The organism is Clostridium neonatale (genome assembly GCF_900465025.1).
GTDB classification, from domain to species: domain Bacteria; phylum Bacillota; class Clostridia; order Clostridiales; family Clostridiaceae; genus Clostridium; species Clostridium neonatale.
On sequence record NZ_UICR01000003.1, the window covers coordinates 131,861 to 146,415 of the forward strand.

At 30.0% G+C, this 14,555-nt stretch carries 10 protein-coding genes; 1 reads left to right on the forward strand and 9 read right to left on the reverse strand.

Annotated features, from left to right (window positions below; translation table 11 throughout):
• Positions 1–30: 30 nt before the first annotated feature.
• Complete coding sequence (locus CNEONATNEC86_RS18925; protein WP_159136631.1) at positions 31–591, reverse strand: Uma2 family endonuclease; 561 nt, start codon at positions 589–591, stop codon at positions 31–33.
• 1,298 nt (positions 592–1,889) lie between these two features.
• Here CNEONATNEC86_RS18925 and rbr point away from each other — a divergent pair.
• A complete protein-coding gene (gene rbr / locus CNEONATNEC86_RS18930; protein WP_159136632.1) occupies positions 1,890–2,480 on the forward strand; it encodes a rubrerythrin in 591 nt (196 codons plus the stop codon).
• A 191-nt stretch (positions 2,481–2,671) separates the two neighbouring features.
• Here rbr and CNEONATNEC86_RS18935 read toward each other — a convergent pair whose 3' ends face one another.
• The 8 genes from CNEONATNEC86_RS18935 to CNEONATNEC86_RS18970 all read right to left on the reverse strand — a co-directional run bounded on the left by CNEONATNEC86_RS18935 (position 2,672) and on the right by CNEONATNEC86_RS18970 (position 14,542).
• Positions 2,672–4,075, reverse strand: coding sequence for a glycoside hydrolase family 1 protein (locus CNEONATNEC86_RS18935; RefSeq protein WP_159136633.1), 1,404 nt, complete (start codon positions 4,073–4,075; stop codon positions 2,672–2,674).
• Positions 4,076–4,501: 426 nt separating this feature from the next.
• On the reverse strand, positions 4,502–5,878 hold the full coding sequence (locus tag CNEONATNEC86_RS18940; protein WP_159136634.1) for a PTS transporter subunit EIIC: 1,377 nt from the start codon (positions 5,876–5,878) through the stop codon (positions 4,502–4,504).
• A gap of 738 nt (positions 5,879–6,616) precedes the next feature.
• Positions 6,617–7,540 carry an ABC transporter ATP-binding protein gene (locus CNEONATNEC86_RS18945; RefSeq protein ID WP_159136635.1) on the reverse strand — a complete coding sequence of 308 codons (924 nt, stop codon included), beginning with the start codon at positions 7,538–7,540 and terminating at the stop codon, positions 6,617–6,619.
• Between the two features lies 1 nt (position 7,541).
• The gene (locus CNEONATNEC86_RS18950) at positions 7,542–8,609 is read right to left on the reverse strand and encodes an ABC transporter ATP-binding protein (protein WP_159136636.1); all 1,068 of its coding nucleotides are present in this window, start codon (positions 8,607–8,609) and stop codon (positions 7,542–7,544) included.
• Positions 8,610–8,626: 17 nt separating this feature from the next.
• Positions 8,627–9,694: an oligopeptide ABC transporter permease gene (gene opp3C / locus CNEONATNEC86_RS18955; RefSeq protein WP_058296703.1), complete on the reverse strand. Its 1,068-nt coding sequence runs from the start codon at positions 9,692–9,694 to the stop codon at positions 8,627–8,629.
• Positions 9,687–10,628: an ABC transporter permease gene (locus tag CNEONATNEC86_RS18960; protein ID WP_159136637.1), complete on the reverse strand. Its 942-nt coding sequence runs from the start codon at positions 10,626–10,628 to the stop codon at positions 9,687–9,689. Before CNEONATNEC86_RS18960 ends, opp3C begins: the two co-directional genes overlap by 8 nt.
• A 139-nt stretch (positions 10,629–10,767) precedes the next feature.
• Positions 10,768–12,423, reverse strand: coding sequence for a peptide ABC transporter substrate-binding protein (locus tag CNEONATNEC86_RS18965; protein WP_159136638.1), 1,656 nt, complete (start codon positions 12,421–12,423; stop codon positions 10,768–10,770).
• 454 nt (positions 12,424–12,877) lie between these two features.
• Positions 12,878–14,542, reverse strand: coding sequence for a peptide ABC transporter substrate-binding protein (locus CNEONATNEC86_RS18970; RefSeq protein WP_159136639.1), 1,665 nt, complete (start codon positions 14,540–14,542; stop codon positions 12,878–12,880).
• Positions 14,543–14,555: the final 13 nt, after the last annotated feature.

The following is a 14,555-nucleotide window of genomic DNA, read 5'->3' on the forward strand; positions in this document are numbered from 1 at the left end:
ATTAAAAATTGTATTTTATTAAGCTCTTCTCTAAAATAACTCCTCTAGACTTACCGAGAAATCTTCCAAAACTTTTGATTTAATTTTTCCATTCAATGTTTTCATGTCAAACTGCTCATACATTCCATCATTATTTAATGTATATACTATGATAGAATTTAGCATCGGATTTACTATCCAATATTCCTCTACCCCATATTTCATATATAAATTAAATTTAGTTATTAAATCATGGGACTGATTTGATGGACTTAATATTTCTACAATTAATTTTGGAACACCGACATATTTATTTTCTTCAAATCCGCTTTTATCACATATGACACTTAAATCTGGAATTACTATTTTATTTCCTTCTATGTTATCCTTTTTCAATTGTATATCATATGGTGCATCAAATACTTCACATTCTTTCCCATCTAAATATATTCCTATCTTTATTTGAAGCCTACTTGATATTCTTTGATGCTTTGTTGATGGAGAAGGTGACATATATACTATTCCATCAATATATTCAATTATATTATTGTTTTCTTTCCTCATATCCTCATATTGCTCTAATGAAATAAATATATTTTCTGCAACTGCCACATCAATTCCACCTTTCAATTAATTTATATCAATATTATACCCTATTTATATCTGGTCTTAAACAATACGATTATTAAAAAATAAGACTTTATATTTTTCATAAATACTTCTAAAGTATCAAAAGCATATTTATTATAATAGGAACTCTGATATCTATATAATTATATTTTAAATAAATGTTCTTAGGTAAAGTAATATAATACTAATACTTGTTAAAACATTTAATAACAACATTTTCTTAAAACATCTATATATGTATTAAAAAGAATATACTATAATTTATATGAAAAATTCATATTACATAAGATAAATAAAGGACATAGAATCATGGTTTAGTGGATAACAACCGAAATAAAGCATTTATGTTGGCTCGCTTGCTACAAAAATGAAGCTAAAAATTTAACCATCAATGATTGTGCCCAAAAATGTTTGCTCCAAAAAGCAAGTTTTTGGACAAACAATTTTGGAACAATCATTGATGAAAAATTTTAAAGCTTCATTTTTCAATGCAAGACACCGCCAACATAAATGCTTTATTTCTTTGTTCCATACAAACTCTGAGTATCCAGATATATTTTTGTAAATAAATATATCTTTAAATTAAGGAATATCTATTTTTATATGGTAAAGATTTAAAAAGTTAATATTTCATCATTTTTTAAAAGGTGTAATTTTATGAATATATGAATTTAAATTCTTACAAATGTGCACTTATAAGAAGAGCAGCTATGCTGCAATTCGGATCTTTGCTTATTTATTTGTGGATACTGGTGTTTTATAAGTAGCTTCCTAAATTATTACAAGTGATTGAAAACTATATTTTTAGACTTGTAATATTCCTAAAAACATAAATTATAACTAAAAAAAGTTAGACATCTATGATTTTAGATCAAAACAAAGAAATTCAATATATGATAGGCGTAGTATTGCATTAAGAAATTTAAGTTTTTAACTTCTTAGATATAGGCTGTTCCAAAATAATTTGTCCAACACTTGCTGTTGGAGCAAATTGTTTTGGGCACAGCCTGTGTCTTTAGAAGTTTTAGCTTAAATTTCCCTACAATCGAGCATATCATATATTGAATTTCGGTTATTTCCCACTAAACTCTGATTCTACACAATATATTTATTTTGTAATAACGTTGATGGCTAGCGCTGGTGACAGTCACCTATCGAATATGTAGAATAAAGTGAATATGAAAACTTCTATTAAGTATAAAAATTTCTATATTGTATAAAATAATTTTGAGTATTTACTATTACCATTATTAAAAGCACAATGAAAGGATGATATCTTAATGGTTGAATTTAATACAAGTAAAACAAAAGAAAATTTGATGAGAGCTTTTGCTGGAGAAAGCCAAGCTAGAAATAGATATACATTTGCGGCATCAGCTGCCAAAAAAGAAGGTTATTCAATACTAGAAGATTTATTTAACTATACTGCTAATCAAGAAAAGGCGCATGCTAAACAGTTTATGGGAAAACTAAAAGAATTCTCTGGTGAAGATATAGTTATAAATGCAGGCTATCCAGTTGAAGTTGAAACAAATACACTAAAATTACTAAGATTGGCCGAAAAGCATGAAAATGATGAATTCAGTGCTATTTATGATGAATTTGCAAAAATAGCAAGAGAAGAAGGCTTTAATGATGTTGCTATATTATTTGAGAATATAGGCTCTATTGAAAAAGTACATTCTGATAGATTTAAAAACTATGCTGATAGATTAGAAAATGGTACATTGTTTAAAGATAATACTCAAACTTTGTGGATGTGTACAAATTGTGGATTCATTTATGAAGGTACTGAAGCCCTTAAAGCTTGCCCTGTATGTGCACATCCACAAGGATACTTTATAAAATTTGAAGAATCACCATTTGAATAAACCTAAATTTATAATTCCATCTTGGTAATTAAATTTCTTTAATTTACTCGCTTTTTCTTAGAATATCGTATGCATCTAAATTAAAGTTAATTATTTCTTAAATTTAAGAGCAGATAGGCCCCTATGTCCTACCTGCTCTTACTTATTTGTATAATTAATAAATCCAATAATAAATTATTCTATTTAAAACTTTATAATCCATTATTTTTTATTACATTTTGATACCAATAAAAGCTATCTTTTTTAATTCTTTTTAAATCTAATAATTCATCATCTGTCCTATTTGTATAAACTAATCCATAACGCTTTCTAAAGCCTTGTGCTGAACTTAATAGATCCATAAATGACCAAGGACAATATCCAATCATCTCAACTCCATCTTCTATTGCTAAAGCACATGCTTCAATATGACTTCTTAAATAATCAATACGATATTCATCATGAACCTTACAATCTTCAGTTAAAATATCTGGTGTTCCAAGTCCATTTTCAGTAATTATAAGTGGAAGATGATATCTCTGCCAATATTCATTAAGTGCAACTCTAAGCCCAGATGGATCTATTGCTGCTCCATATTCTGTTGCTTTTAAATTAGGATTCATTGACATCTTAAATAATCCATACATATTAAAATCAACAGTACCTTCTCTACTTCCAAAAGGATGCTCATTATTCGCCTTAAGTGCTTCTGCACAATTAGTTCTATAATAATTTACTGCAATAAAGTCCATTTTAGCTTTCTTTAATATTGACTTATCGCCTTCTTTCATTACTGGCATTATGTTTCTTTCTTTTAAATAGTTCATATAATATCCTGGATATTCTCCATATTGATGCATATCAAGCATATAGTAAACTTTAAAGTTATCATTCATGCGTGCTGCATAAACATCTTCTGGCTTGCAAGTTAATGGATATGTTACTGAAGACGATACAGCAGTACCTATTTTGCTATCTGGTATCATTTCATGACATGCATTAACAGCAAGTGCATGTGCAAGGCACATATTGTAATCCATTTGTGCTCTCATTTTATCTATCTTATATTCATCATTCTCATCATAAATATTAATTCTTTCATTAACTCTTACAATTAAGTTTTGCTCATTATGCGGCTGCCAGTACTTTACTCTGTCTCCAAACTCCTTAAAACAGATTTTTGCAAATCTTTCAAAGGCATATACTGTTTCCCTGCCTTCCCATCCATTATATTTTTCAACTAATGCAAATGGCAAATCAAAATGATACAAGGTAACAAATGGCTCGATATTATTTTCAATTAATTTATTTATTACTTTATTATAGAAGCTTATTCCTTCTAAATTTATTTCACCTTCACCATCAGGAATTATACGTGTCCATGCTATTGAAAATCTATAAGTTTTCATTCCAAGTTCTTTCATCAAATCAATATCTTCTTCGTAGTGATGATAAAAATCAGCTGCTACCTTTGTATCTGCTTGAATATGTGATTTTTTAAATGAATTAAAATCAGCAACGCTTAATCCCTTATTATCTTCATCATAAGCACCTTCAATTTGAAATGCAGAGGAAGAAGCTCCCCATAAAAAGTCATCTGGAAATACTTTTTTCATATATATTCTCCTATCTTTTATCTGTCAGTAATTTTATACATATATATGTTGCAATAATAAAATTTCATTTAAGATGTCTACAAGCTAAGTAAACACTAGCATACAAAACGTTGAAAAGTAATTGCAACATATATATAATTGAAAATTAGCTCAATATTGAAAACTGTTCTTGACAAAATCATGTTCATATATTTAGAACTTAGTATAATCTATATTTATGGGATTCGAAAATGTCAAGTGCACATTTTGATTATGAGCCTAAAACTTTATATATTAATATCTTAATTATATTCTCTTTTCAATATCTTAATTATATTCTCTTTATAATATAAAATGTTTTATTCACAAATTAAATAAATTATATTTAGTTAGTTTATTGTATCTTTAGTTAAACTATTAACCTACAACCTTTTAAAAAATTATATACTACTCAATTATATCTTCAAATCCAATAATATAAGTCAAAATTGCTGATCCAAAAAATGCAATAGCGCATCCTCCCAAGTAACTTAAAAAGGCAGTCATACCTGCTTCTGCATAAACAGGTATTGTTAAAATTCCTTGGTTAGCAAAAGCATTACCATAAGCTCCACCAAATCCCATTATTCCTCCACCTATTGCTCCACATATTACAGCACATATCATTGGCTTCTTCAATCTAAGATTTGTACCATAAATAGCCGGCTCAGTTATACCAAATAATGCAGTAATAGATGCAGACATAGCTATTGTCTTAAGTGATTTATTTTTTGTTTTAAAGAATACTCCAAGTGCTGATCCTGCTTGAGAGAAGTTAGCCGCACCAGCAAAAGCTAATAAATTTTGTCTTCCTGTTTGTGCTACATCATTAATGCCAATAGGCAATAATGCCCTATGAGCTCCAAATATAACTAATACACACCAAAGCCCTCCAATAAATGCTCCACATAATGTTGGACTAAATCCATAAATAGATTTATATATCCAGCTTATTGTTTCTCCTAAATATATTCCTATTGGTCCAAATATAAATAATGTTGCTGGAAGCATTATTAATAAACTTAGTGTTGGTACTACAATTATCTTTATTACTTCCGGAATATATTTTATTAAAAATCTTTCTACATATGATAATACCCAAACTGCAATAATAATTGGAATTACAGATGAAGTATATGTAGCTTTTGTCACATTAATTCCTAAGAAACTTACAAGCTCTTCACCTGTCATAAGTGCAGTAAATGCTGGATAGCATAAAGTTCCTCCAATTATCATAGCTATTATTTCATTTGTCTTAAATACTTTTGCAGCTGTATATCCCAAAATAATAGGCATAAAGTAAAATACTGCATCTGAAAGTGCATTTAATATAATGTAGCTTTGAGTTTCTTTTATATTAATCCCATGTTTATTCATATAATACATTGCAAGAACTGATAAAATACCTTTTATCATACCAGAACCTGCTATTGCTGGAATAACTGGTGTAAAGATACCTGCTATTGTTGATAATATCTTATTTCCTAAGTTTGTATTATCTTTCTTATTAGAACTTTTATTTAATTCATTACTTCCTTCTTGCGGTGCAAGCTTTATTATTTCTTCATAAACTTTAGTAACCTTATTTCCAATAACAACTTGAATCTGCCCCATACTTTCAACTACAGTTATTACGCTTTCAATTTTTGATAATTTATCTTTATTTACTTTTGAAGAATCAATTACTTTGATTCTTAATCTTGTCATACAATGTGTTAATTCATTAATATTCTCTTTTCCGCCAAGGTTTTTAAGAATATCTTCTGCTATTCTCTTATAATCCATAAGTTTCTCCTTTCTAGATCAATTAATTACCTATTGTTAACTAATAATTATTATCTATTAAATCATTTTACTAAATAAAAAAAATTAAATCAACTAGATCCAATAAATCTACTAAATCTAATTACACAATTATATAATTAATCCAAAAAGATATAACTATAATAAAATGGTTGGCAAGTCCGATTTAATTACATTATTACATAATTAAACTTGGTTAAATAAATGTTTTTGTCATTATATAGTTATGTTTTAAATAAATGTTGTTATATATATTCAGTCATAATATCCATGTTGATGTCACACAAATTAGAATTTGAACACTAGTAACTGTGAAATATTAACTAACTACAAATTATTATCTACAAAAATCTCATATTTAATAACAACATTTTATTAAAACATTTACATATGTATAAAAAACAAATTAGATGTCTATGATTTTAGATAAAACAAAGAAATTCAATATATGAATACCCGACTCATATTCATTCGCTGGGTAAGCGATTCACACCAAATCACAGATTTGGGTTCTCTGCTTAGGCGTAGTATTGTATTAAGAAATTTAAGCTTTTAACTTCTTAGAGATAGGCTGTTCCAAAATAATTTGTCCAATATTTGCTGTTGGAACAAATTGTTTTGGGCACAGCCTATCTTTTTAGAAGTTTTAGCTGAAATTTCCCTACAATCGAGCCTATCATATATTGAATTTCGGTTGTTATCCGCCAAACTCTGATTTTACTATCTCCACTTTTTTAATTCTTCATCAGTCGCTAAAACATAATGTGTTCCATCCACATGCTGTTTTATTCCATCTTCATATTTAATTCCACTTGTAAAATAATCATAAGTTTCTGATTTTCTTGTTTTTTCAACTTTAGGATTTGGATGTGGAATTGCTGATATTAATGATTTTGTATATGGATGAATTGGATTTGAGAATATTTCTTCTGTAGTACCTGTTTCAAGTAAATATCCTAAATGTAATACTCCAATTCTATCTGAAATATATTTAACCATTGATAAATCATGGGCAATAAACAAAAATGCAGTATTAGTTTCTTTTTGAATATCCTTCATTAAGTTTACAACCTGCGCTTGAATTGAAACATCAAGTGCACTTATTGCTTCATCAGCTATAATTAATTTAGGATTCATTATAAGCGCTCTCGCAATACCAATACGTTGTCTTTGTCCACCTGAAAATTGATGAGGATATCTATTTGCATGTTCTTTTGATAATCCTACCTTTTCTAATATCTTATATACCTTTTCTTCTCGTTCTTCCTTAGTCTTATATAATTTATGAATATCTAGGCCTTGAGCTATAATATCTAAAACTTTCTTACGTGGATTTAAACATGCCATTGGATCTTGGAAAATCATCTGCATATTTGTTCTTAAATGTTTCTTATCCTTTTCTGATAACTTTCCTGATATATCTGAACCATCGAAAATCATCTTTCCAGCAGTTGGATCATAAAGTCTTATTATTGAACGTCCAATTGTAGATTTACCACTACCTGATTCTCCAACTAAACCATATGTTTCTCCTGGATATATTTGAAATGAAACTCCATTTACTGCTTTTACAGTAAACTTTCTGCTCACTTTAAAATGTTGTTTTAAATCTTTGACATCTAATAAAGGCTCTCTATTTTCCATTTTACTCAGCCTCCTTTAACATTCTGTCTATTCTTTGTTTTAATTCAGCAGGCATTTCTATCTTTGGCGCATTTTCATGTAAAAGCCAAGTTGCTGCATAGTGAGTATCACTTATTTTAAACATTGGAGGCTCAAGTCTATTATCTATATTTAAAGCATAGATATTTCTTGGTGCGAAAGCATCTCCTTCTACCTTATTTGCAAGGTTTGGAGGGCTTCCTGGTATTGTGTAAAGTTTATCATCATTAGTCTCTAAATCAGGCATAGCTGATAATAAGCCCCATGTATACGGATGTCTTGGATCATAAAATATTTCATTTATTGTTCCTTTTTCAACTATTTTACCTGCATACATTACAGTAACATAATCAGCAACTTTTGCGACAACACCAAGGTCATGAGTAATATAAATAACTGATATATTTAATTTCTTTTGAATGTCTTTTATTAATTCTAATATTTTTGCTTGTATTGTTACATCTAAAGCTGTTGTTGGCTCATCACAAATTAAAAGATCTGGATTACATGCAAGTGCAATAGCTATAACAACTCTTTGTCTCATACCACCTGAAAGCTGATGAGGATAATTCTTCATACGATTTTCAGCATCAGTAATTCCAACAAGTTTTAACAGTTCAACTGCTTTATCATGTGCTTCCTTTTTAGGTGTCTTATAATGCCATATCATTCCTTCCATTATTTGAGCACCTATTGTCATTGTTGGATTAAGTGATGTCATTGGATCTTGGAATATCATAGCTATTCTCTTTCCATTAATCCTTTGTCTCATTTCCTTCTTTGAAAGCTTTAATATATCAACATCAACCTTTTCTTTATCCCTATAATATGAGAATTTAATATTTCCAGAATTAATTTCTCCATTGCTGCTTAGTATTCCCATAACAGCTTTCATTGTTACTGATTTACCACTTCCACTTTCTCCTACTATCGCAAGTGTTTCACCTTTGTATAAATCCAGGTTTACGCCTCTTATTGTATTTACCTTTCCAGCTGATGTAGTGAAGGATATTGATAAATCTCTTACTTCTAGTACTTTTTCTTTTTTCATCTATCTTAAACCTCCTTCTACATTTCTTTCATCTTAGGATCAAATGCATCACGAAGACCATCTGCAAGCATATTAAATCCAAGCATTAATAGCGCAAGAACCACTACTGGTGGAATTATCATATATGGATGAGTTGTGAAAGATTTAAATGCATCACTTATTAATGTTCCGAGTGATGCCATAGGTGCTGGCACTCCAAGACCTATAAATGCTAAAAATGCTTCAGTGAATATTGCATTAGGTATAGAAAACATTGTATTTGTTATTATCTGTCCAAAAATATTAGGAAGTATCTCTCTAAATATAATGAAGAAATCTTTTGCACCTAATGTTTTTGATGCTAATACAAATTCCTGCTCTTTAAGCTTAAGCACTTGTGCCCTTGCTATACGGCTCATTCCAATCCAGCCTGTAATCATAAGTGAAAAAGTTATTGTAAGTAATCCTGGTTTTAATACTATTATTAATAATGTAACAATTACCAGACTTGGTATACCATTTAATATTTCGGCAAAACGCTGCATTGCATTATCAATTGCTCCGCCAAAATATCCTGATATTAGTCCATAACTTAATCCAAATAAAATATCAATTGCAACCGCAACTAATGATATATATAATGATATTCTTGTTCCCATCCATGTTCTTGTAAAGATATCTCTTCCAAGTACATCTGTTCCAAACCAATAATATGTATCTTCAAGGCCTGTTGTTTTTCCTTCTTGTACATATTTATTTGTTTCTACAGGACCAGCTGTTGTATTCATTGTTTCTGAACCATCCAATATTCCTATGTTCTCTAAACCTGGAACTCTTGGTGCTAAATTTTGATGTGATATTATCTGTGAATCATATGTATGTCCATTTAAATGAATACCGATCACTGCCATTATTGTGATTAATATTATGAATATTAATCCTATTATTGCACCCTTGTTTTTTATAAATCTAGTTAAAACATCTTTCCAATATGATTGACTAGCATAGTTTTTATCTACATGAGATACATTTTCTTCACCAACTAACTTAAAATCATCAGCTAAGAAATCATAGTGAACATCTTTTTCTACAATATTACTACTCATGGTCATCCCCCTTTGCTAATCTTATTCTTGGATCTATAATTCCATATAATATATCTACAACAAGCATTATTCCTATATACATAGCACTATATATAAATGCTATTGCAACAATAACGTTATAATCATTTGACTGAATTGCAGTAACTAACAAACTACCTATACCTGGAATTGAGAAAATCTTTTCTATTACAAGGCTTCCTGTCATAAGCCCAACAATTAATGGTGCCAAAACTGTTATTATAGGTATCAAAGCATTTCTTAATTGGTGTTTTACTATTAATTGAACACCGCTTATTCCCTTACTTTCTGCAAGAAGTATATAATCAGAACCTAAAACATCAATCATCTCTGTTCGTGTAAAACGTGCTATTGTTGCAATAGTAAACATACATAATGCTATTGTTGGAAGCACTGATGATTTAAACGGAGTGTCCGCTGAATAAAGAAGTGGAAATAATGTTAACTTAAATCCTAATGAATATGATAATGCTAATGCAAATACATATGAAGGCAAGCTTACACCTAAAACTGAAATTATAGTAGTTAATGTATCCCAAATTGTATTATGTTTTAAAGCTGCAATTATTCCTAAAACCAATCCAACTACTGTTCCAAGAAGTACAGCCTGGCCACCTATTCTTATTGATATTGGCAGACGTGTTTGAAGCAAAGTGGAAATTGGTGTATTTTTCGAAATTGTATAAGAAACTCCAAAGTCTCCTGTAAGCATATTTTTCACATAGTTAAAAAATCTTATTAAAATAGGTTTATCTAACCCATATTTTGCATTTAATAATGCAATTTGATCCACCGTTAACTTCTCATCATTAAATGGAGAACCAGGCATAAACTCTAACATTAAAAATAATATTAATAAAATTGCTAATAATGTCGCGATAGATATTGCTATTCTTTTAAGTAGATATTTTTTCATTCATAATCGCTCCTTATATAATTAACAATTGACAATGAACAATTAACAATTAAGAATTTCTTCCTTCATTGCACTTTGTGTACCCACAATGGGCATCAATTGTTCATCGTCAATTATAATTTGAAAAATTTATATTTTCCTAGTTTTTAGTTGCATTTTTATAAACTCTGTTAATTGCAACTGAGTGGAATTCAATTCCTGAAACATTTTTCTTAATCATAACTGCATTACCCTTTTGATAAACTGGGAATATAACAGCTTCATCCATTACCATTTTTTCTGCTTTCTTTAAAGCATCCCATCTTGCATTTACATCTAATGCAAGTTCACCCTTTTTAGCTGATTGAATAATTTGATCAAATTCAGCATTTGACCAGAAACCATAGTTGTTAGGACTATCAGTTGTCCACATATCTAAGTATGTCATTGGATCTGCATAGTCAGGTCCCCATCTAGTTAATCCAAGTTCAAATGTACCTTCTTGCATTCTTTCAACTCTGTTCTTCTTTGGCATTGTTTCAATATTAATTGTTACACCTGGAAGAGTTTTTTGAATTTCTGCTTGAATAAATTGTGCTACATTTTGAGCTGATTCTGTATCTTCAACAATCATTGTGTATGAGAAAGAATCTTTTCCAAGTTCTTCTTTTGCTTTATCATAATATTCTAAAGCTTTTGCTTTATCTGTTGAAAGATAAGTATCTGTACCGTCTCTAAAGTCTTTTCCATCTGGTCCTGTTGCAAGTAATGTTGGTACTGCAAAATCAGCTTTAATTGAACCATCTTTTAGGATGTTATTTACAATAGCATCTTTATCATATGAAAGTGCTAAAGCCTTACGTAAGTTTTCATTTTCTAAACCTGGTGTTTTTAAGTTTGGTGAAATGTACCATAAGTATCCTGCCATGATGCTTTGGAATTCAGGATCAGCTTGGAATTGTTCTACTTGTTCTCCTGAAAGTGTAGCTACATCTAAATCACCATTTTGGTATGCAAGCATTGCTTGTTGAGAATCTTTAATTACTTGATATTGAATACCTGATAATTTTACTTTATCAGCATCCCAGTAATCCGCATTCTTTTCTAGGTTTATTGTAGTTGCTGCTGGTTCATATGAAGTAACTTTAAATGCCCCATTACAAAGAATTGTATCAACAGTTGTTGCAAACTTGTCCCCACATTTATTATAGAATTCTTCATTAACTGGGAAGAATGAAGGAAACGCCATTAGTGATTCAAAGAATGGAACTGGAGTATCTAATTCAATTACTAAAGTTTTATCATCTTTAGCTGTAACTCCTAATTGGTCTGGTGATACTTTACCTGCTGAAATATCATCGGCATTTTTAAGTCCAGCTATTCCACCCATAAATGCATATTCACTTGCTGTTTTAGGATCAACAAGTCTTCTCCATGCAAATACGAAGTCATTAGCTGTTACTGGTGTACCATTTGACCATTTTGCATCTTTTAAAGTAACAGTATAAGTTAACCCATCTTCGCTTTTCTCAACCTTATCAGCCATAGCTGGGATTGCAGAACCATCTGCATCTAAAGAGTATAACCCTTCTGTAACTGCTGCCAATACTTCAAAAGAAGTACCATCAACTGCTACTTGTGGATCCATTGATGCTACTTCAACATCAATATGAACTTTTAACGGATCCCCAGCTGCTGAAGTGTTTTCTGCAGTAGCTCCCGCATTAGGAGTACTTGTCCCACCACCACAGGCAGTAAAACTAAAAGCTAGAGTCGTTATTGATAACATTGCTAGTATTTTTTTTATGCTTTTCATTAATTATGCCCCCTATATTTTTATAAAAAATGACGAGGCTATAACTTAAGTGATTAATTAAGTTATAACCTCGTTGTTATATTATATATTATAAAGAAATAAATAAATTTGTCAATAAAAGTTATATTTTTATTTCATTTTTATAATATTTTTATTAAAATATTATCTTTTTGTTATATTAATTATGATATTTCTGCATCCATATTGTCATTTTACTAATTACAATATTACGATTAATACAGTGACAGTCACCTACCGTCTTATGTAGAAAATCATTATTGGCTTTCTTCCATATATATCCTTATAATATTGAAAATAATCTATTGTAGCTCTATAGAAAATCCTATTCATATAGATAGTCATAATGCAGCTTAATTTAAACAACCCCATGAATAATTCATCATTATTCATGGGGTATAAGTAATTTTTTTATTAATTTTTCTAGAAATATTATTTAATTTTTAGTTGTATTTTTATAAACTCTGTTAATCCCAACTGAGTGGAATTCAATTCCCGAAACATTTTTTTTAATCATTACAGCATTTCCTTGCTGATAAACTGGACAAATAACAGCCTCATCCATTACCATTTTTTCTGCTTTCTTTAAAGCTTCCCATCTTTTCTCTGAATCTAATGCAAGTTCTCCCTTTTTAGCAGATTGAATTAATGAATCATATTCAGTATTTGACCAAGCACCATAGTTATTGGGACTACCTGTGATCCACATATCCAAGTAAGTCATTGGATCTGCATAATCAGGTCCCCATCTAGTTAATCCTAGTTCAAAATCATCTGCCCTTAGTCTTTCTAATCTATTTTTCTTTGGTAAAGTTTCAATATTAATCTTCATTCCTGGAAGATTAGTTTGAATTTCTGCTTGAATAAATTGTGCTACATTTTGAGCTGATTCTGCATCATCAATTAACATAGTGTATTCAAATGAGTCTTTTCCAAGTTCAGTTTTTGCCTTATCATAATATTCTAAAGCTTTAGCTTTATCTGTTGAAAGATACGTATCTGTGCCATCTCTAAAATCTTTTCCATCTGGACCTGTCGCAAGTAATGTTGGTACCAAAAAGTCAGCCTTTATAGAACCATCTTTTAATATGTTGTTTACGATAGCTTCTTTATCATAAGAAAGTGATATAGCCTTACGTAAATTTTCATTATCTAAACCTGCAACTTTTTTATTTGATGCAATATACCATAAATATCCTGACATAATATTTTTGAATTCAGGATCAGATTGGAATTGTTCCACTTGTTCTCCTGAAAGGGTAGCTACATCTAAATCACCATTTTGGTATGAAAGCATAGTTTGCTGAGAATCTTTAATTACTTGATATTGAATACCTGATAATTGCACTTTATCAGCATCCCAATAGTTCGTATTCTTTTCTAGGTTGATTGTAGTTGCTGCTGGCTCATATGAAGCAACTTTAAATGCTCCATTACAAAGAATTGTATCAACAGTTGTTGCAAACTTATCCCCACATTTATTATAAAATTCCTCATTAACTGGGAAGAATGAAGGGAATGCCATTAATGATTCAAAGAATGGCACTGGAATATCTAGCTCTATAACTAAAGTTTTATCATCTTTAGCTGTAATCCCTAATTGATCTGGAGTAATTTCTCCATTTACAATGGCATCTGCATTTTTTATTCCTGCTATTCCTGCAATAAATGAATATTCGCTTGCAGTTGCTGGATCAACAAGCCTTCTCCACGCAAATACAAAATCTTTCGCTGTTACTGGAGTACCATTCGACCATTTTGTATCTTTTAGTGTTACAGTATAAGTTAAACCATCTTCGCTTTTTTCAACTTTATCTGCTATAGCTTCAACTGCTGAACCATCATCACTTAAAGAATAGAGTCCTTCTGTAACTGCTGCTAATACTTCAAAAGAAATACCATCTGTTGCTATTTGTGGATCCATTGATGCAATCTCAGCATCAATTTGAACCTTTAATGGGCTTCCAGATGTGGATGTATCTTCTACTGATTCATTATTTCCCTCAGCCTTAGAATCTTTTGTTCCTCCACCACAAGCAGTTAAACTAAAAGTTAAAGCTATTATTGATATTATTGCTAATATTTTTCTTGTGATTTTCATTATTTCCCCTCCT

Excerpts from the sequence above, each read along its gene's own strand:
- CNEONATNEC86_RS18950 (WP_159136636.1), bottom strand. The coding sequence starts at position 8,609 with ATGAAAAAAGAAAAAGTACTAGAAGTAAGAGATTTATCAATATCCTTC.
- rbr (WP_159136632.1), top strand. The coding sequence starts at position 1,890 with ATGGTTGAATTTAATACAAGTAAAACAAAAGAAAATTTGATGAGAGCT.
- CNEONATNEC86_RS18965 (WP_159136638.1), bottom strand. The coding sequence starts at position 12,423 with ATGAAAAGCATAAAAAAAATACTAGCAATGTTATCAATAACGACTCTA.
- CNEONATNEC86_RS18935 (WP_159136633.1), bottom strand. The coding sequence starts at position 4,075 with ATGAAAAAAGTATTTCCAGATGACTTTTTATGGGGAGCTTCTTCCTCT.
- CNEONATNEC86_RS18970 (WP_159136639.1), bottom strand. The coding sequence starts at position 14,542 with ATGAAAATCACAAGAAAAATATTAGCAATAATATCAATAATAGCTTTA.
- CNEONATNEC86_RS18945 (WP_159136635.1), bottom strand. The coding sequence starts at position 7,540 with ATGGAAAATAGAGAGCCTTTATTAGATGTCAAAGATTTAAAACAACAT.
- opp3C (WP_058296703.1), bottom strand. The coding sequence starts at position 9,694 with ATGAGTAGTAATATTGTAGAAAAAGATGTTCACTATGATTTCTTAGCT.
- CNEONATNEC86_RS18940 (WP_159136634.1), bottom strand. The coding sequence starts at position 5,878 with ATGGATTATAAGAGAATAGCAGAAGATATTCTTAAAAACCTTGGCGGA.
- CNEONATNEC86_RS18960 (WP_159136637.1), bottom strand. The coding sequence starts at position 10,628 with ATGAAAAAATATCTACTTAAAAGAATAGCAATATCTATCGCGACATTA.